Source organism: Paenibacillus sp. MT124 (assembly GCF_058792755.1).
This window is the reverse complement of the sequence record NZ_CM179500.1, coordinates 5,916,270-5,935,325: the sequence shown is the minus strand read 5'-3', so window position 1 is coordinate 5,935,325 and position 19,056 is coordinate 5,916,270. Positions and strand designations below refer to the sequence as shown.

Below are 19,056 nucleotides of genomic sequence, written 5' to 3'. Positions count from 1 at the left end.
GCGGGTTTTCTTTTTGCCGCGAAATCCTCTACAATGGGATATACCGAAGATTGCTGAATGCTTGGGGGAACATAACTACATGCTGCATAAATTCAAAAAGATAGACTACTCGATTGTTTTTATATTAGTTATATTGATGGTTATCAGTATTTTGTCGATCTATAGTACGACCTTTGGCAGGCCAAAGCTGGAGGGACTCACGCAAAGTGCCGTTATGTATTATATTTTGGGCTTCGTGGTCTTTTTTGGAATGTCGATGATTAATTACAAATTCATTATCAAAAACTATCTGTATATCTATGGCGTAGGTATGCTCTTGCTTATTTTTGTTATGTTCTTTGGTAAAGAGTATTACGGGGCAAAGGGCTGGTTATCCATATTCGGTGTAAGTTTACAGCCTGCCGAATTGTTCAAGCTATGCCTGATTGTGTTCTTGTCCGCCTTATTAGCCCGAAAGAAGAATCGTCCGCTTTATTTTGGACGTGATGTCATTCCGGTCTCACTCTGTGTTTTGCCGCCACTGCTACTCGTACTTCTTCAAAATGACTTGGGGAATGCACTGAGTTATGTAATCATTCTCGTGGGCCTGTTATGGATTGGTAATATTAAATTCTCTCATGCTCTTATAGGTTTTGTTATTGCAGTAGCTGCTTTTATCGGCGGTATACAAGCTTATATTCATTATCATGATGAGATTGTTAAATTTCTGAAGGACGTTGGGCGTTCACACTGGGCAGACCGTTTCGACCCATGGCTCGTGCCGGATCAGACTTCCAGAGACGTGCTCTGGCAGACCTATAACGCGAAGCTGGCAATTGGTTCTGGGGGCATTAGTGGTAAAGGATACTTGGAAGGTACAACGATTCAGTCAAATCGGGTACCGCTGGCTTATGCCGACTCGATCTTTGTGCAGATTGGGGAGGAGTTTGGCTTTGTAGGTGCTTCGGTGCTGCTGCTGCTGTACTTTATTCTCATCCACAGGCTGGTACTTATTGCACTCGAATGTAAAGATCGCGCAGGGCCTTATCTCATTGTGGGCATTATAGCGATGCTGCTTTACCAGATTTTTGTCAACATCGGTCCGTTTATTGGTCTAATGCCGCTCACAGGGATTACGCTGCCGTTTATCAGTTCGGGTGGTACCTCAATCATGATTAACATGATCAGTATGGGGATCGTGATGAGTATCAAGGTTCATACGGAAGAGAACGAGGATATTCTGGGCTCCGCAGAACAACCGGGGATTACGGATATCGTCCTCAAATTGTTCAGAAGGAAACCGTCCCAGCAGGAACAGTAATTCCTTTTGTCAGGTATAGAAAACAAAATCAAGTGAGTCATAGAACCCTGGAAAGATCAATCCAAGCCATTTGGATCTGGTGCTTCCAGGGTTTTTCTTTTGCCAGATTTTCTCTAATGGCTATGTAAGTTGAAATCCATCCTCCACACGGTGATTAAAATTTCCAATTTATCTCTCTATTTTATACAATGGAAATAATAAGTCAATTTGGAAAAAGCGTATGACTATCCGGGAGGAAGATTGCATTTATGTTGAGAATGCTGAAAAAGATGGACGGTGTAATTCTTTTTGTATTGTTTTTGCTGATGATCGCAAGTGTGTTTGCCATTTATAGTGGTACACAGACGGATGCCACTTTGGCCAAGCATCATATCAAAACCTTGTTGTTTTATATCATAGGATTTGTCGCAGTAGTGGGCATCGGTCTAGTAAATTACAAACTGTATGTGAAATATGCCTTTTATCTGTATGCCTTAGGAATCGTTTTGCTTGTTCTCGTCAACTTTGTGGGCGGACCTATTAATAATGCCAATGGATGGATCAAGCTTGGGGACAATCTTTCGTTTCAACCTGCGGAGTTATTCAAGATGATCCTGATTCTATTTCTCGCACATTTGCTTGTGAAGCGCCAGCGAAACACGCTCGGGTTCTGGAGAGATATCATTCCCATCGGATGTTGGGCGTTCGTTCCGTTTGCACTCGTCATGATTCAAAATGATTTGGGCAACGCCCTGGGTTACGTCGTCATCTTGGCCGCGGTATTGTGGATCGGTAATATCAAGCTAAAGCATGCAATCATTGGTCTTGGTATAGTAGCTATAACTTTCTTTGGCTTCGTCAAAGCCTACACGACATATCATGATGAAATCTTTACTTTTCTCGAGAAGGTAGGCCGTGAACACTGGGCAGAACGGATAGATCCCTGGCTCGTACCGGAAAAGGCCACTTCCAAGGCGACGTGGCACACCAAAAATGCCGGCTTGGCTATAGGCTCAGGAGGCATTGTCGGCAAAGGGTATTTGCAGGGAACTTCCGTACAAAGTGGACGCGTGCCGTATACCTATTCGGATTCCATCTTTGTCGTTATCGCTGAAGAATTCGGTTTTGTGGGGGCGTCGGTGCTGTTACTGCTGTACTTCATTCTGATTCACCGAATGGTTCTGATCGGTATGGAGTGCAAGGATCGGGCGGGGCCCGTCATTATTGTAGGCATTATTGGAATGCTGTTATACCAAGTGTTTGAAAACATAGGTGCGTTCCTCGGACTGATGCCACTAACAGGGATTACCCTTCCGTTCATCAGTTATGGCGGGACTTCATTGCTCATTAATATGGCTTGTATCGGACTGGTCATGAGCATTAAATTATATGGAGATGAAGAGGAAGATGACCTGCAGCTTGGAGAGCAGAAGCCTGGTTTGCCAGACCGGTTACTGCATTTGCTGAGGAAAGAAAAGAGCGCGGTGTAATCATCGAATAGGGTTATGTATTAAAAGTTAGGTTCGATAGGTCTCTTAAGCATGGCTGATGCACACCTGTAACAGGTGTGGGCAGCCTTTTCTTAATTCCGCTCAACCATATAAAAAATAAGAGAATGAATTTGCTAGATTTATGATTTTTGCTAGGTTTACTTCTGTCTCTTCCGGGCATACTGATAGACATGAGAGAGTTGCAGGGAACATGATCACGGGAGCCGAGGGGGAGAACGGGATGAGCAGAAGAACAGTGAAACAAATGGGACTTATTATCGTTTGTCTTATGATGATTATTATGATGTGGGAAGGTCAGAAGACGGATGCAGCTGTAGCCGCTACAGCGATTCCGGAGCAATCCATCCGTTTGCGGATTCTAGCGAATTCGGATGCGCCAGGGGACCAACTGGTGAAACGCGAGATTCGGGATGCTGTGGTTGCCCAGATGAGTGAGTGGGTTACAGAGCTGGATAATCCGCAAAGTCTGGATGATGCACGCCATGTCATTCGTGAGCATTTGTCTGAAATCGAAGATCGGGTGGGAGAAGAGCTGGCGAGCCGTGGACTGGACTATCCATATCAAGTGGAGCTTGGTGTCGTTCCGTTCCCTACCAAACTATATGGAGGTACGGTATATCCCGCAGGTGATTATGAAGCGGTGCGTATAACACTGGGAGAAGGAAAGGGTCAGAATTGGTGGTGTGTGCTGTTTCCGCCGCTATGCTTCATTGATGCAAGCACAGGGGATGCACTGGCAAATCCGTCTACGGTATCTGCAGCAGCTGCTGCTGAGCCTGGAGATGCTGAAGCATCTGTCCAGGGAGCAACACCGGAAGCGCGTTTTTTCCTGGTGGATCTGGCGGTTAAACTATGGGATTGGGTAGCCGGATTGTTTGCATAATATCGTGAGAATGATAGGGAAGGGCAACTTCGATACAGGAAGCTGCCCTTTTGCCCCATTTATCAATGAATGGCTGTCATGCTTAAGGGATGGGGTTTATAAGAGAGATAGCGAGCCCGTTCTTAGGTTGAACAGATATGCTATAATTATAGGTATTCGAAATGTAAGCAAGACAGCTACCGTCAAGGTCGAGGCCCGCGGTTACTAACCTATTGAAGTTTAGGGATGATGGATATATGAGTAGAGAACAAGACCAATACCAATACACAGAAAACAAAGATTCGGGTAACCCAGAAGGATTGCATACCCCGGTGTGGGATGTCAGAGCATTGATGAGTGAGAAACAGCCGCATGTTGTGGGTAATTTGGTTATGGGTGAACCTGAGGGACAGGGATCCGATGAGAAAAAAAAGAGCGCCTATCAGCAGGCACTCGCTGACTTGCAGGCTGCCGCTGCCTGCATTCGTCAAGGCCAGACCGTTGCGTTTCCGACAGAGACGGTATACGGTTTGGGCGCGGATGCGCGCAGTACAGCCGCGGTAGAGGCTATATTTGAAGCCAAAGGCCGCCCGTCTGACAATCCGCTTATTGTGCATATCGCACATCGCGATCAGCTGGATTCACTGGTTACGGAAGTGAATGAGGCGGCAGAAGCGCTGATTGAGGCCTTTTGGCCAGGTCCGCTCACCATTGTGCTGCCTGTTAAGCCAGGCGCCGTATCCACGCGGGTTACGGCTGGCTTGGATACGGTGGGTGTCCGCATGCCGGATCACCCGGTAGCTCTGCAGCTGCTCGCAGCGGCGGCGTGCCCGGTGGCAGCGCCGAGCGCTAACCGCTCCGGGCGGCCGAGCCCGACGCTCGCTTCACATGTAAGCGAGGATCTGGCTGGCCGCATCGGCGGCATTGTGGACGGCGGCCCCACGGGTGTGGGCGTCGAGTCCACGGTAGTGCAGGTCGGTGACGACGGTACCGTCACCATCCTGCGCCCTGGCGGCATTACGGCGGAACAGTTGTCCGCCGTTGCCGCCCGTGTCGCCACGGACCCGGCGATTCTCGCGGGTGGGTCCGAAGGCGAAGGCAGCCCGGCGCCGCGCTCGCCGGGCATGAAGTACACGCACTATGCGCCCACAGGGGCGCTGTGCGTGGTAGAGGGGCCGCCGCCAGCCGTGGCGGCCTGGATCAGCGCCGCCCTCGCGGAGGCGGCGCAGCGCGGAGAGCGCACCGCGGTGCTGGCGTTCGCCGAGCACGCGGAGCAGTACCGCGCCGATGCCGTATTCTCGCTGGGCAATGCCAGCGAGCTTGAAGAAGCAGCGCGCCGGCTGTACGCCGCGCTGCGCAGCTGCGATGAGCAGGGCGCCACATACATTGTGGCTGAAGCCTGCTCACGCGAAGGGCTGGGCGCAGCCGTCATGAATCGGCTGCTCAAGGCTGCTGGTCACCAACTTATACAGGTTGGGGACCAGTAACACCATGACCGGAGCTGACGACGTCTCTCCGGTCCACCTGATCGGCAGGCCGTGGCAGCAGGCACCACCAACCACGGCCTGCCGATTAGACCAATCCTCTTTTGACACGCCTGCCTGCATCTCTCTGACTATTCATTCTCTATCTCCCGTCATGTTTGTGTCCTTGTCCGCATATCGTGTACAAGAACCTTTACGTGACTTGGGGGTATGGGAATGTGGGATGTGTCTGCCCATCTGGGGCAGTTGGTAACCATTTTGATTATGGCCGTCGCCCTTGGGCTGGATGCCTTCTCGCTGGGTATTGGGATCGGCATGAAAGGCATTCGTTTGCGTGATGTGCTGCGGATCAGTTTTGTCACGGCCCTGTTCCATGTGATCATGCCGCTGATCGGTATGTACACGGGGAAATACGTCAGTTCACTTCTTGGGGACATCACGACGTATGCTGCAGGCGGATTGCTCGTTTTGCTTGGGGGTCACATGATTCTGAATGCATTTCGTGAAGGTGACACCAAGCTGGTGGACCATCGCTCCATGCTAGGTGTGATCTTATTTTCACTCAGTGTGAGTGTGGATTCGTTTTCCGTTGGGGTATCCCTCGGCATGTTTAGCAGTGATCTGGTACTGACGGTACTTGCCTTTGGTGCATGCGGTGGAATCATGTCCGTCATGGGTCTGCTGCTGGGAAGACGAGTGAGCCAGAACCTTGGTGATTATGGTGAAGCGATTGGCGGAGCCATCCTGCTTGCGTTTGGACTGTTGTTTATTTTTTAATAGTCATAGAGCGGAGCAGTTGCAGCCCTTGAGCAGTCATAACGATACTCTTTAAATTTTCATCATTTAAAATTAAAATATTGCATCATTCGACAACATTTGCGAAATGGGGAGGCTATCACAATGAAACATATTTTGTTTGTATGTACAGGAAATACGTGCCGCAGCCCCATGGCGGAGGGGCTTTTGCGCAAGCTCGCAGCGGAACGGGGCATTCAGGTAGAGGTTCGTTCTGCAGGTGTGGCGGCAGCATCGGGAATGCCGATTTCCCGTCATGCCGAAGCTGTATTAAGAGATCACCAGGCGGAAGGGCCTGGTCAATCTACCCAGCTTGACGCGAGCCTGATTGGCTGGGCGGATTTGGTCCTTACGTTAACGCGAAGCCATAAACAGCATGTCATGCAGGTTTTTCCAGATTCGGTACACAAGACGTACACGCTGAAAGAGTATGTGGAGAATGATGATCAGGTTCTGAATGATCTTCAGGAACTGGACAGCCTGTTCGCCACACTGGAACTGAAGCGTGCGCTCGGTCAGGAGATTCTGGCATCAGAGCGTGAGCGCGTGATCGAGATCCGCCAGCGCATTCCAAGCTTTGATATATCCGACCCATTCGGGGGCAGTCGTGACGATTATAATATTGCTGCTGCAGAGATCAGGACGGCATTGGATCGGCTTCTGGACAAGTTGGGATAAACCGGGATTATGCAGGGCAATGTAATTGGGCAGTGATGAACCATTTCCAAATTTATTTTTATATGCAAAAACGAACATGTAGTGTAAATTACCCGTTGATTTTAAGCGTGGGTTGTTTTATGATGAAGGGGAAAACAGGGATCCGGTGTAACTGGCGACGAAGTGGGCACAACCACAATGGAGCACCGGAACAAACGGCCGGTCGCCTGGGCAAAAGAGCAATTCTGCGATACCCGCAGACTGCTCTTTTTTTCGTCTTTCATCTGATTATTCGCTATAATAGTACCTGAGATGCCGTGCATGAATACAAGAGCGGGCTGCCGTGAGGAAGTCAGGCATGATTTTATCGGGAGGCGATAGGATGACTATTGAGTTAGATTCGGAACAACCCGGATTGCAGGAACAGACCGCATCCATTCTGCGTGAACTGGCACTTGCCGGAAAGCTTGGACCTGGACAGATTGTTGTGATCGGTACAAGCACAAGCGAGGTTGCAGGCCAGAAGATCGGTACGAGTGGTGCCGTTGATGTAGCACAGCAGCTTCTTGCAGGGATCCGCGAGGTACAGCAGGAATTCGGTTTCGAGCCTGTGTTCCAGTGCTGTGAACACTTGAATCGCGCACTGGTGATGGAGCGTTCATTGCTCACACGTCTTGGTTTGACTGAAGTGGGTGCCGTGCCCGTTCCCAAGGCAGGCGGTTCCATGGCATCCGCAGCTTATCGCTCGCTGAGTGATCCTTGCCTGGCTGAACATGTGCAGGCTCATGCGGGAGTGGATATCGGGGAAACCATGATTGGCATGCACTTACGGCATGTGGCAGTTCCCTTCCGTACAGCGCTTCGCTACATTGGGGAAGCCCGTGTGACGACAGCCTTGACCCGTCCGAAGCTGATTGGCGGCGAACGAGCGGTGTATCAGATGGAAGAGCAACCAGATTCGACATTTTGCGACTAAATCTTCAACCTACTATAAAGCGAAATTAATGTTTACACGAAAACGGAGAGTGCAGGACAAATCTGGAGAAACGAAGTGCTCGCCTAAAAGCTTTCTGAAAGAAAGCTACATCGGAAGCATAGGCTATCACCGGATTTCCCCTTTAAAGGGGGATTCAAAAAATCTGGGGATAACAGCGATCGGAAGATTGTGCTGCGTTCGGAGTGGCGAGTGTAACCTTTTAATTTTGCTTTATAACTTCACTAATATACTGGGAGGAATTTAAACATGGAACAATTGCGTAAGAATGACCCTGCAGTACTTGAAGCGATGAATTTGGAGTTGAAACGCCAACAGAACAACATTGAGCTGATTGCATCCGAGAACATCGTAAGTGAAGCGGTAATTGAGGCACTTGGATCTGTACTGACAAACAAGTACGCTGAAGGATACCCAGGCAAACGTTATTATGGTGGCTGCGAGCATGTGGATGTTGTGGAAGATATCGCACGTGACCGCGCGAAGGAACTGTTTGGCGCTGAGCACGTAAACGTACAGCCTCACTCGGGAGCACAAGCGAATATGGCAGTATATCTTGCAGCGTTGAAACCTGGTGACACGGTGCTGGGCATGAACCTTGCTCATGGTGGACACTTGACTCACGGTAGCCCAGTGAATGCATCTGGTTTGCTCTACAATTTCGTGGCCTATGGCGTACAGGAAGATACTTTCCTGATCGATTACGATGAAGTGCGCAAAGCAGCGTTCAAGCACCGTCCTCGTCTGATTGTTGCAGGCGCAAGTGCATACCCGCGTACGATTGATTTTGAAAAACTCGCTTCTATCGCAAACGATGTAGGTGCATTGTTCATGGTGGACATGGCCCACATTGCAGGACTGGTTGCTGCCGGATTGCATCCGAGCCCGGTTCCTCATGCCCATTTCGTAACAACGACAACACACAAAACGCTGCGCGGACCTCGTGGCGGTATGATCCTGTGCCGCAAATCCTGGGCAGCTGCAATTGATAAAGCGGTATTCCCAGGTTCCCAAGGTGGACCTTTGATGCACGTTATTGCTTCCAAAGCGGTAGCACTGGGTGAGGCCCTGCAGCCTTCGTTCAAAACTTATGCACAAAACGTAGTGAAAAACGCTCAGGTTTTGGCTGAAACACTGATTGCCGAAGGATTGAACATTGTATCCGGCGGTACAGACAACCACTTGATGCTGATCGACACTCGCAGCGTGAACATCACAGGTAAGGAAGCTGAGCATGTCCTCGATTCCATCGGTATTACCGTGAACAAAAATGCAATTCCATTTGATCCGACCAGCCCGTTTGTAACGAGCGGCATTCGTATTGGTACTCCGGCAGCTACTTCCCGTGGCATGAACGAGGAAGCCATGGTTGCTATTGGTAAAATCATTGCCAAAACCTTGAAAAATCCTAAAGATACAGCGAAACTGGATGAAGCTCGTGCGGAAGTGACGGCTTTGACAGACCAATTCCCGCTGTACACAGATCTGAAATACTAGTCCATCTACACATGGAATTATTGTACAACTAGAGCAAAAAGGACCGGAACATGCCAAGTTTCCGGTCCTATTTTTATAGTATTCGGTTTTCTGTAATGATTACATGTCCTTTGATGGTGTAATTCGGTGTAGGTGATGATATAATATACAGGATTTATCGGGCCTATGAATGATAATTAGGCATTATTGGTAATGCTGTACATGAAGAACTTACCGGAGGGACAAATTAGATGGGAAAATTAGTAATATGTGATCACCCCTTGATTCAACACAAACTGACGTTTATACGCGACATGCGTACGAATACGAAAGATTTCCGCGAATTGGTGGATGAAGTGGCCACGCTGATGGCGTACGAGATTACAAGAGAGATTCCGCTCGAATCTATTGATGTGCAAACACCTGTAGCTGAAACACAAGGAAAAGTCATCTCTGGACGTATGCTTGGTCTGGTACCAATCCTGCGTGCAGGTCTGGGAATGCTGGATGGCGTTGTTAAACTGCTTCCTGCGGCAAAAGTAGGACATGTTGGTTTGTTCCGTGACCCGGAAACACTGCAACCTGTTGAATACTACACGAAGCTTCCTACGGATGTTACGGAGCGTGAGTTGATTGTCATCGACCCAATGCTGGCAACTGGCGGATCTGCCATTGCTGCAATTGACGTGCTCAAAAAACGCGGCTGCACCCAAATCAAAATGATGAACCTTGTGGCAGCACCTGAAGGTGTAAAAGCAGTTCAGGACGCGCACCCGGATGTGGACATCTACGTGGCTGCACTGGATGATCGTCTGGATGATCACGGTTATATCGTCCCAGGACTGGGAGATGCAGGAGACCGACTGTACGGCACTAAATAAGCATGCTGCATGCTGAATAGAAAAGGGGCTTTGCTTGAATGTCCAAGAAAATTAAAGTCATGACGATATTCGGAGTTCGTCCGGAAGCCATCAAGATGGCTCCGCTTATTTTGGAACTTCAGAAACATCCCGAATCTATCGAATCCATCGTCTGTGTGACCGCACAACATCGTCAAATGCTGGATCAGGTTCTAGAAGTGTTTAACATTCAACCGGACTATGATCTGGACGTGATGAAAGATCGCCAAACGCTGAATGAAATCACGATTCGTGTGCTTGGTGGCCTGGAGCCTGTACTGCGCGAAGCAAAACCTGATATCGTGCTTGTTCACGGGGATACGCTGACTACGTTTGTAGCCAGCTATGCAGCGTTTCTGCAGCAGATTCAGGTGGGCCATGTGGAAGCAGGCCTTCGTACGTGGAACAAGCTGTCTCCGTATCCGGAGGAAATGAACCGCCAGTTGACCGGCGTACTTGCAGACTTGCATTTTGCACCGACAGATTGGTCGTTCTCCAACCTTGCCAAAGAAAATAAACCGGAGTCTAGTACCTATGTCACAGGCAACACGGTAACAGATGTGTTTCAATATACAGTACGGCAGGATTACACACATCCGGTACTTGAATGGGCACAGGGCAAACGTCTTGTGCTGATGACAGCTCACCGCCGTGAATCCCAAGGCGAGCCTCACCGCAACATTTTCCAGGCCGTCAAACGGATTGCCGACGAGTTCGAAGATATTGCCATCGTGTACCCGGTGCATCCAAGTCCTGCTGTGAAGGAGCCGGCTCACGCGATTTTGGGGAATCACCCCCGTATTCAATTAATTGATCCACTAGACGTGGTGGATTTGCATAACTTTTATCCGCATACTCACTTGATTTTGACCGATTCAGGCGGTTTGCAGGAAGAAGCGCCTTCGTTTGGTGTGCCCGTGCTGGTTCTGCGGGATACAACGGAGCGCCCTGAAGGCATCGAGGCTGGAACGTTGGAACTGGTGGGTACGGATGAGGAACGTGTTTATGAACGGACCAAAGCTCTGCTTACAGATGAAACGCTGTATGCGAGCATGAGTCAAGCTGCCAATCCATACGGTGATGGACATGCATCGGAAAGAATTGTCAATGCGATTTTGCACCATTTTGGCGTAAATAGTGAGCGTCCGGAATCATTTCACAGAAAATTCAAAAAATAATTCGTTTTTTTCTGACTGAATCATAAAGGGTACAGCATACAGTTAAACTGTACGGTTTACGCGGGTTTATGGGCTCCCGGGGGCCTGTAAACCCGTCGTTTTACCCTTTAAAACGCTAAAATCAATCAATTGACAAAGGCTCTCATCATTCAGTAAAATTAACTGGGATTGCAAGGGTGGCGTGGAAAATGGCCGATTCGAACAAACCAAATTCATCCCGTAACCATGACAACAATGTATGGAAAGCGATGGGGCTCGTGACAGCTTTTGGGATCGAGATTGCCGTTCTCGCTGTTGCCGGATATTACGCTGGCTCCTGGTTGGACAAGACCATTGGAGGTAACGGAATATGGATCGCCGTAAGCGTTCTCTTTTTTCTGGCGGCAGGTGGCGTGAGCATCTACTTTATCGCGAAAAAATTCATGGGGGAAAGTGATGAGTGAACTAACCAGATACCGCAGATGGATGACTGTTTCCATCATGTACTTTCTTATGATTTGTTTTCTCGCAGCGGCCTTTATGCCACGTGTGGAGACAATTGCTTTGGGACTGGCCCTGGGTACAGGAATTAGCTGGATCAATGCATTTTACCTGGGCTACAAAGTAAGGAAAATGTCTGATGATGCGGCAGAAGGTAACTTGAAGCGTGTGAACCTGGGATTTTTGACAAGAGCGGCACTCGCTGTGCTCGGTATATACATATCGATGCGCTTTCCGCAGTATTTCAATACATATGCGGTTGCAGGCGGTCTGGTCATTGCGCAATTTTCCTTACTGATTATAGGGATCGTCTATTCCCGCAGAGCAGAATGAAGTTAGGTGCTGCAGCTTTCAAGTCGAGAAAGGGGTGAGAAAAATATGCATGAAGCTCCAATTATTATGCTTGGCGGATTTCGACTGGATCTATCGGTTGTGTTAATGTTGGTCGTTACAGGTGCCCTCGTTTTTATTTTTGCTGTCCTGGCTACACGGAGATTGTCCGTTGAGAACCCCGGCAAGCTGCAAAATTTTATGGAGTGGGCAGTCGAATTCGTCCGCAATCTGATTTCCAGCACGATGGATATGAAGAAAGGGAAACATTTTATCTCTCTCGCGCTTTCCATGATTATGTTCATCTTTGTCGGTAACATGCTGGGGCTTCCATTCCAGGCAGTTACGGAAGTTACAGAGGTTAGTCAGGCACAGGTGTTCAATCAGCCGATCGTTACAGCGGTCGATGCGTTTGAAGAAGCGCATGCCAAGGATCCTGAAGCACATCCACACGTTGAGCTGGCTTGGTGGAAATCACCTACCGCTGACTTGTCGGTAACGATGGGACTAGCACTTGTTGCGTTCATGGTATCTCATGGACTCGGATTGTTCCGCAACACGAGAGGTTATCTCAAGCACTACCTTCAGCCATTCGCCTTGTTCTTGCCCATCAACTTGATTGAAACGGCATCCAAGCTGCTGACACACGGTATGCGTCTATTCGCGAATATCTTCGCGGGTGAGGTACTGATCGCAACGATCCTGAAGCTAACTACGTTTAAAGTGTTTGGCGCAATAGCTGCCATTCCGTTGCTGATGGTGTGGCAAGGCTTTAGTATCTTTATCGGCGCGATCCAGGCATTTGTTTTTGTAATCTTGATGATGGTGTACATTTCACAGAGCATCGAGACGCACGACGAACATTAAGTTCCAAGCCCGACGAAGATTTCTTCACCAGGCTGAACAATAAAAAAATTCGATTTATAATTTTAAGGAGGATATACAAATGGGAGCAATGGCATTAATCGCAGCAGCAATTGTTGCAGGACTGGGCGCGTTTGGCGCAGGTATCGGTAACGGTATGGTAATCAGCAAGACAGTAGAAGGAATCGCGCGTCAACCAGAAGCGAAATCCACTCTTCAAACAACCATGTTTATCGGGGTAGGTCTGATCGAGGTATTGCCGATCATCGGTGTGGTACTCGCGTTCATGTTCTACGGTGCGGCTTAATTAAATTGATAAGGTTTGGCGGGGAAGGCCATAGCCATCCGCGCCTTCTTTTTAGGTAATGTCCGTTCATGCGGATGAACGTTTCAAGGATACCTCCAGGAAGGAGTGAACAGATTGAGTTTCGTATGGGAAAATACGCTTCTTGCGATTATCGCATTTGCAATTTTATATTGGCTGCTTAGCCGTTATGCTTTCGGTCCTTTGTTCTCCATCATGGAAAAACGTCGCGAACTCGTGCTGACGCAGATGAATGAGGCTGCTCAGACTCGGGAACAGGCCATTGCCTATGTGGAGGAACAAAAACAAGCTCTGGAGCAAGCGCGCAAGGAAGCTCACGACATCATTGAACAGTCCAAACAAACGGGCGGCAAACAGGCTGAGTCAATTCTGGCTGACGCAAAAGCTGAAGCTAATCGTCTGAAAGACGATGCGGTACGTGAAATTGAAAGTGAGAAGAACAAAGCAGTTGCAGCGCTTCGCAGCGAACTGGGTACAGCTTCCGTTCAGATTGCTTCCAAATTGATCAAAAAAGAAGTTGAGAACGGTCCAGCACAAGAAGAGCTTGTGAACCAATACCTCAATGAGGTAGGGGGCCGACAATGAGCCGCGATACGATAGTTGCCAAGCGTTATGCGAAAGCATTGTTCGAAGTCGCTCTCCAGCAGCAGCAGGTACTTGAAGTTGAACAGGAACTGCGTGCGGTTGTCAGCGGATTGACTGGGGATGCCGAGATCATCAAGTTCATCGTATCTCCTAACATCTCTGATGAAGCCAAGCGGAACGTGCTTCATGCGAGCCTTGAAGGCAAAGTGTCCGAACCTGTTCTGCGCACGGTTCTGCTCCTTATTGAGCGTGGCCGTGTTGAACTGCTGGAAGCTCTTTTGAGTGATTATCTGAAGATCGAGGGCGACTCGCTCGGCATTGCCGATGCTCGCGTTTACTCGACTTATGCATTGAATGATGAAGAAAAAGAAGCGGTAGCCCGTGAATTCGGAGGCCGTGTGAATAAAAAGATCCGTATCGAGAACATTGTCGATTCGACTCTGCTGGGCGGATTGAAAGTCGCCATTGGCGATACGATCTATGACGGCAGCTTGGCTGGCAAGCTCGAACGTCTTGAGCAGTCTTTTAACAGACGAGTACAGTAGATTGGGGTGAGGACACTTGAGTATCAAACCAGAAGAAATCAGTACATTAATTAAGAGCCAGATCGAACAATACAAGAACGATATCGATGTAGTCGAAGTCGGGACGGTTATTGAGGTTGGTGACGGTATCGCCCGTGTATACGGACTTGAGAATGTCATGTCCAACGAGTTGGTTGAATTCCCAAGCGGTGTTATGGGCCTCGCCATGAACGTGGAAGAGAGCAATGTCGGTGTCGTTATCCTGGGACCTTACTCTGACATCCGTGAAGGCGACCAAGTAAAACGTACAGGTCAAATCATGCAAGTGCCTGTTGGCGAAGCATTGATTGGACGCGTTGTGAACCCGCTCGGTATTCCTGTAGATGGCAAAGGGCCAATCGCTACTACGGAATTCCGTCCGGTTGAAGGTAAAGCACCAGGCGTTATGGATCGTAAATCGGTTCATGAGCCAATGCAAACTGGTATCAAAGCGATTGACGCTATGGTTCCAATTGGCCGCGGACAACGTGAGTTGATCATCGGTGACCGTCAAACAGGTAAAACATCGATCGCGATCGATGCCATCCTGAACCAAAAAGGCAGCGGCATGAAGTGTATCTACGTTGCTATCGGTCAGAAGCAATCTACGGTTGCTCAAGTTGTGGAAACTCTTCGTCGTAAAGGCGCAATGGAGTACACGATCGTCGTAACTGCAGCAGCATCTGATCCATCCCCGCTCTTGTACATTGCGCCTTACTCCGGTTGTTCAATGGGTGAGTACTTCATGTACAAAGGCGAGCACGTTCTCGTTATCTATGATGACTTGACTAAACAAGCCGCAGCTTACCGTGAGCTCTCCTTGCTGCTTCGTCGACCTCCGGGCCGTGAGGCATATCCGGGTGACGTATTCTACCTGCACTCCCGTTTGCTGGAGCGTGCAGCGAAGCTGAATGATGAACTTGGTGGTGGTTCTTTAACCGCTCTGCCATTCATTGAAACACAGGCTTCCGACGTATCCGCCTACATTCCAACGAACGTAATCTCGATCACAGACGGACAAATCTTCCTTGAAGCCGACTTGTTCAATGCTGGACAACGCCCGGCGATCAACGTAGGTATTTCCGTATCCCGTGTCGGTGGTTCTGCTCAGATCAAAGCGATGAAAAAGGTTGCAGGTTCCCTGCGTCTCGACCTCGCTCAATATCGTGAGCTTCAAGCGTTCTCCCAGTTCGGCTCCGATCTGGACAAAGCGACTCAGGCCCGCCTGAATCGTGGTGCCCGCATGATGGAAATCCTGAAGCAGGGTGTAAACCAGCCTCTGCCTGTTGAACAGCAGGTTGTGAGCTTGTATACAGCGGTTAAAGGATTCCTGGATGAAATTCCAACAGGTGACGTTACTCGCTTTGAGCGTGAGTTCCTTGCGTTCATGGAGAGCAACCATCCGGAAATTCTCGGGTCCATCCGTGATACTAAAGAATTGACTGCAGACAACGAAAATGCACTGAAAGGTGCAATCGAGAAGTTCAGAAAGAGCTTCGCTGTCTCTGTCTAAATAGATGATTGCAGCTGCGGAGTTGTTTAACCGATTCCGCATGTCTGCATGTAAAACTTTGATGCTTTCAAAGTAAGATAATGCTTACGAAGTAGTTTTGACTATGTCAAAACTTGAAGGTGGTGAAATCATGGCAAAAGGCATGCGCGAAATTAAGCGGCAAATTAAAAGCGTACAGAGCACCAAGCAGATCACCAAAGCAATGGAGATGGTTGCAGCTGCAAAACTGCGTAAAGCGCAGGAAAAAGCTGAGGCAGCCCGTCCTTATTCGGAGAAACTGAAAGAAGTTGTGGCTAGTATTGCATCCAGCACACAAGGCATCCAGCATCCGATGCTAGAGAGCCGTCCGGTCAAAAAGACAGCTTATCTAATCATTACATCAGACCGCGGACTTGCAGGTGGATACAATGCGAATATTCTGCGTCAGGTTAATCAGACACTGAAGGAACGCCATAACTCCCAGAATGATTATGAGTTGTTCGTAATCGGACGTAAGGGACGCGATTACTTCAGACGGCGTGAAATTGCGATGGCTTCCACGACAACGGATCTGTCGGATTCGCCTTCATTTGCAGATATCAAATCCATTGCACACGAAGCTGTTCGTGGATTTGAACTGGCTGAATTTGATGAATTGTACATTTGTTATAACCGCTTTGTAAATGCGTTGACCCAGATTCCTACGGTAGAACGTCTTCTTCCTATGGATACACCTGAGGTATCTGCTGCGAATGGACCAACTGCAAGCTACGAGTACGAACCGTCAGCTGAGGCTGTACTGGAGGTTCTGCTTCCGCGTTATGCGGAGACATTGATCTACGGTGCTCTTCTGAACGGTAAGGCGAGTGAGCTCGGCGCGAAAATGACGGCGATGGGTAATGCAACCAAAAATGCATCCAAACTCATTAATGATTTGTCATTGACTTACAACCGTGCCCGTCAAGCAGCGATCACGCAGGAGATTACGGAAATTGTGGCAGGTGCCAACGCAGCACAAGGCTAACCGTTATTTATTTAATGAAGGCTTGCACTGCAAAGATAAACGAACGGAACTTTATTTTTGTCAAAGTAGCAGGCTTGTAGGAGGGGAACGTTAAGATGAACAAAGGACGCGTTGTGAGCATCATGGGTCCGGTTGTTGACGTCGAGTTTGAACGCGGCGGTCTGCCGGAAATCCTCAATGCCATTACGATCACTACAGTAACCGAAAGCGGCGTAAGTGTAAGTCTTACACTCGAAGCTTCGAAACATCTGGGTGACAACCGGGTACGTTGTATCGCGATGTCCTCCACGGACGGTCTCGTACGTGGTATGGAAGCAGTAGATACAGGAGCTCCAATCTCTGTACCTGTTGGGGAAGCGACACTGGGTCGTGTATTTAACGTACTCGGCGAAGCAATTGATACTGGTGGTACTGTTGCTGCTGAACATAAAAATCCGATTCACCGCTCTGCTCCTGCATTCGATGAACTGACGACTCAAGCAGAAATGCTGGAGACAGGTATCAAAGTTATCGACTTGCTGGCTCCTTACGCCAAAGGTGGTAAAATCGGTTTGTTCGGTGGTGCCGGTGTAGGTAAAACCGTTACAATCCAAGAATTGATCAACAACATTGCGCAAGAGCACGGTGGTATCTCCGTATTCGCCGGTGTTGGTGAGCGTACACGTGAAGGTAACGACTTGTATCACGAGATGAGTGATTCCGGCGTTATCAACAAAACCGCAATGGTCTTCGGACAAATGAACGAGCCTCCAGGCGCACGTCTTCGTGTAGCCCTCACAGGTCTGACGATGGCGGAATATTTCCGTGATGAAGAAGGCCGTGACGTGTTGCTCTTTATCGATAACATCTTCCGTTTCACCCAAGCAGGTTCAGAAGTATCTGCCTTGCTCGGACGTATGCCTTCCGCGGTAGGTTACCAGCCTACGCTGGCAACAGAAATGGGTCAATTGCAAGAGCGTATCACTTCCACGAAGAAAGGATCGGTTACATCTATCCAGGCGATCTACGTACCTGCGGATGACTATACGGATCCGGCTCCTGCAACAACGTTTGCTCACTTGGATGCAACAACGAACCTGGAGCGTAAAATTTCCGAGATGGGTATCTACCCTGCGGTAGATCCACTTGCATCCAGCTCCCGGATCTTGGCACCAGAAGTTGTAGGCGAAGAACACTATAGCGTAGCTCAAGGCGTTAAACGCATCTTGGCGCGTTATAATGAGCTGCAGGATATCATTGCGATCCTGGGTATGGACGAGCTGAGTGAAGAAGACAGAGCGCTCGTTTACCGTGCTCGTAAAATCCAACGTTTCTTGTCCCAGCCTTTCCACGTTGCTGAAGCATTTAACGGTATTCCGGGTAAATACGTTCCGGTTAAAGAAACAGTGCGCAGCTTTAAAGAGATTCTCGAAGGCAAGCATGACGATCTGCCGGAAGCAGCATTCCTCTTCGTGGGTACGATTGAAGAGGCAGTGGAGAAAGCTAAAACACTGGTATAATCTGAATCCAGGATTGTCCTTATGAAGCGAGCTATCCTTCGGATAGTTTCAGGAGGGATGGAATTGAGCACCTTTTTGTTGGAAATCGTAACGCCTGAGCGTTTGGTCTATTCGGCGCAAGCAGATAGCATCATCGCTCGTGGTGTTGAAGGGGAACTGGGGATCTTGCCAGGTCATATCCCTATGGTTACTCCGTTGCAGATTGCACCGATAATTATCAAAAACGGAAAAGAGAACAAGCAGGTCGCTATTGGCGGCGGCTTTATCGAAGTCCGCAAAGATAAGGTTGTTGTTCTCGCAGAAAGTGCCGAATTCCCGGAAGATATCGATGTGGATCGTGCGCGTGCAGCGAAGGAACGGGCAGAACGCCGTCTCAGCAGCCAAAGCAACCAGGACCACTTTGATCACCGCCGGGCAGAGATTGCTCTGCAAAAAGCGGTTAACCGGATCAATGTATACGGCAAATAAACGATTAAAGGAAGCCCGGCGGCTTGGTCTGCCGGGCTTTTTTTGCTGTGTTTTGCAGAAATGACTTCCATATTTATGTGAAGTAATCGTGATTTACTGGATGATTTTATGTAGATTCTTCGTTAATTTTTGTAAACAATGATCACCGTTGGTGTGATATTGAATATAGTATAGGACTATAGTAGTGGTGATAGTTACCACTAATAGACCCATTTTTGGCCACATCAAACCAAATTATTTCCGAGGAAATGACAAGATCGATATCGAAATAGCGCTCTTTTATGTCGTTTT

The 19,056-nt window shown here is 48.7% G+C and carries 21 protein-coding genes and 1 riboswitch; all 21 genes read left to right on the top strand.

What is annotated here, in order from left to right:
* Positions 1 to 79 precede the first annotated feature (79 nt).
* The 21 genes from AC3RCI_RS26895 (at position 80) to AC3RCI_RS26795 (ending at position 18,765) form a co-directional block, all read left to right on the top strand.
* The gene (locus AC3RCI_RS26895) at positions 80 to 1,300 is read left to right on the top strand and encodes an FtsW/RodA/SpoVE family cell cycle protein (protein WP_492527009.1); all 1,221 of its coding nucleotides are present in this window, start codon (positions 80 to 82) and stop codon (positions 1,298 to 1,300) included.
* Positions 1,301 to 1,548: 248 nt separating this feature from the next.
* Positions 1,549 to 2,769, top strand: coding sequence for an FtsW/RodA/SpoVE family cell cycle protein (locus AC3RCI_RS26890; RefSeq protein ID WP_492527008.1), 1,221 nt, complete (start codon positions 1,549 to 1,551; stop codon positions 2,767 to 2,769).
* 241 nt (positions 2,770 to 3,010) lie between these two features.
* Positions 3,011 to 3,673: a stage II sporulation protein R gene (gene spoIIR / locus AC3RCI_RS26885; protein WP_154894834.1), complete on the top strand. Its 663-nt coding sequence runs from the start codon at positions 3,011 to 3,013 to the stop codon at positions 3,671 to 3,673.
* Positions 3,674 to 3,909: 236 nt separating this feature from the next.
* A complete protein-coding gene (locus tag AC3RCI_RS26880; protein WP_492527007.1) occupies positions 3,910 to 5,139 on the top strand; it encodes an L-threonylcarbamoyladenylate synthase in 1,230 nt (409 codons plus the stop codon).
* 4 nt (positions 5,140 to 5,143) lie between these two features.
* On the top strand, positions 5,144 to 5,389 hold the full coding sequence (locus AC3RCI_RS26875) for a hypothetical protein (RefSeq protein WP_127537249.1): 246 nt from the start codon (positions 5,144 to 5,146) through the stop codon (positions 5,387 to 5,389).
* On the top strand, positions 5,353 to 5,913 hold the full coding sequence (locus AC3RCI_RS26870) for a manganese efflux pump MntP (RefSeq protein WP_127537248.1): 561 nt from the start codon (positions 5,353 to 5,355) through the stop codon (positions 5,911 to 5,913). Before AC3RCI_RS26875 ends, AC3RCI_RS26870 begins: the two co-directional genes overlap by 37 nt.
* A 123-nt stretch (positions 5,914 to 6,036) precedes the next feature.
* Positions 6,037 to 6,609, top strand: a complete 573-nt coding sequence (locus tag AC3RCI_RS26865) for a low molecular weight protein arginine phosphatase (protein ID WP_193723536.1) — start codon at positions 6,037 to 6,039, stop codon at positions 6,607 to 6,609.
* A 137-nt stretch (positions 6,610 to 6,746) separates the two neighbouring features.
* Positions 6,747 to 6,828: riboswitch (ZMP/ZTP riboswitch) on the top strand.
* 142 nt (positions 6,829 to 6,970) lie between these two features.
* The gene (locus AC3RCI_RS26860) at positions 6,971 to 7,564 is read left to right on the top strand and encodes a TIGR01440 family protein (protein ID WP_127537246.1); all 594 of its coding nucleotides are present in this window, start codon (positions 6,971 to 6,973) and stop codon (positions 7,562 to 7,564) included.
* 267 nt (positions 7,565 to 7,831) lie between these two features.
* Positions 7,832 to 9,079 carry a serine hydroxymethyltransferase gene (gene glyA, locus AC3RCI_RS26855; RefSeq protein WP_095291213.1) on the top strand — a complete coding sequence of 416 codons (1,248 nt, stop codon included), beginning with the start codon at positions 7,832 to 7,834 and terminating at the stop codon, positions 9,077 to 9,079.
* A 230-nt stretch (positions 9,080 to 9,309) separates the two neighbouring features.
* Positions 9,310 to 9,939, top strand: a complete 630-nt coding sequence (gene upp / locus AC3RCI_RS26850; protein ID WP_127537245.1) for a uracil phosphoribosyltransferase — start codon at positions 9,310 to 9,312, stop codon at positions 9,937 to 9,939.
* Between the two features lie 38 nt (positions 9,940 to 9,977).
* Positions 9,978 to 11,135, top strand: a complete 1,158-nt coding sequence (wecB, locus tag AC3RCI_RS26845) for a non-hydrolyzing UDP-N-acetylglucosamine 2-epimerase (protein WP_095359964.1) — start codon at positions 9,978 to 9,980, stop codon at positions 11,133 to 11,135.
* Between the two features lie 188 nt (positions 11,136 to 11,323).
* On the top strand, positions 11,324 to 11,578 hold the full coding sequence (locus tag AC3RCI_RS26840) for an AtpZ/AtpI family protein (RefSeq protein ID WP_153980168.1): 255 nt from the start codon (positions 11,324 to 11,326) through the stop codon (positions 11,576 to 11,578).
* Positions 11,571 to 11,948 (top strand): ATP synthase subunit I, encoded by a 378-nt coding sequence (locus tag AC3RCI_RS26835; protein ID WP_153980167.1) that lies wholly within the window; start codon positions 11,571 to 11,573, stop codon positions 11,946 to 11,948. The genes AC3RCI_RS26840 and AC3RCI_RS26835 overlap by 8 nt, the downstream gene beginning before the upstream one ends.
* A 45-nt stretch (positions 11,949 to 11,993) precedes the next feature.
* Positions 11,994 to 12,812, top strand: a complete 819-nt coding sequence (gene atpB, locus AC3RCI_RS26830) for a F0F1 ATP synthase subunit A (protein ID WP_127537241.1) — start codon at positions 11,994 to 11,996, stop codon at positions 12,810 to 12,812.
* A gap of 79 nt (positions 12,813 to 12,891) precedes the next feature.
* Positions 12,892 to 13,116, top strand: a complete 225-nt coding sequence (gene atpE / locus AC3RCI_RS26825; protein WP_090922866.1) for a F0F1 ATP synthase subunit C — start codon at positions 12,892 to 12,894, stop codon at positions 13,114 to 13,116.
* Positions 13,117 to 13,230: 114 nt separating this feature from the next.
* Entirely contained in the window at positions 13,231 to 13,719 is a 489-nt protein-coding gene (atpF, locus tag AC3RCI_RS26820; protein ID WP_095291225.1) for a F0F1 ATP synthase subunit B, read from the top strand.
* Positions 13,716 to 14,264, top strand: coding sequence for a F0F1 ATP synthase subunit delta (locus AC3RCI_RS26815; RefSeq protein WP_095291227.1), 549 nt, complete (start codon positions 13,716 to 13,718; stop codon positions 14,262 to 14,264). The genes atpF and AC3RCI_RS26815 overlap by 4 nt, the downstream gene beginning before the upstream one ends.
* A gap of 16 nt (positions 14,265 to 14,280) precedes the next feature.
* Positions 14,281 to 15,795 (top strand): F0F1 ATP synthase subunit alpha, encoded by a 1,515-nt coding sequence (atpA, locus tag AC3RCI_RS26810; protein WP_153980165.1) that lies wholly within the window; start codon positions 14,281 to 14,283, stop codon positions 15,793 to 15,795.
* Positions 15,796 to 15,925: 130 nt separating this feature from the next.
* Entirely contained in the window at positions 15,926 to 16,798 is an 873-nt protein-coding gene (gene atpG, locus AC3RCI_RS26805; protein ID WP_153980164.1) for an ATP synthase F1 subunit gamma, read from the top strand.
* Between the two features lie 95 nt (positions 16,799 to 16,893).
* Complete coding sequence (atpD, locus tag AC3RCI_RS26800) at positions 16,894 to 18,297, top strand: F0F1 ATP synthase subunit beta (RefSeq protein WP_127537240.1); 1,404 nt, start codon at positions 16,894 to 16,896, stop codon at positions 18,295 to 18,297.
* Between the two features lie 63 nt (positions 18,298 to 18,360).
* On the top strand, positions 18,361 to 18,765 hold the full coding sequence (locus tag AC3RCI_RS26795) for a F0F1 ATP synthase subunit epsilon (RefSeq protein WP_492527006.1): 405 nt from the start codon (positions 18,361 to 18,363) through the stop codon (positions 18,763 to 18,765).
* Positions 18,766 to 19,056 lie beyond the last annotated feature (291 nt).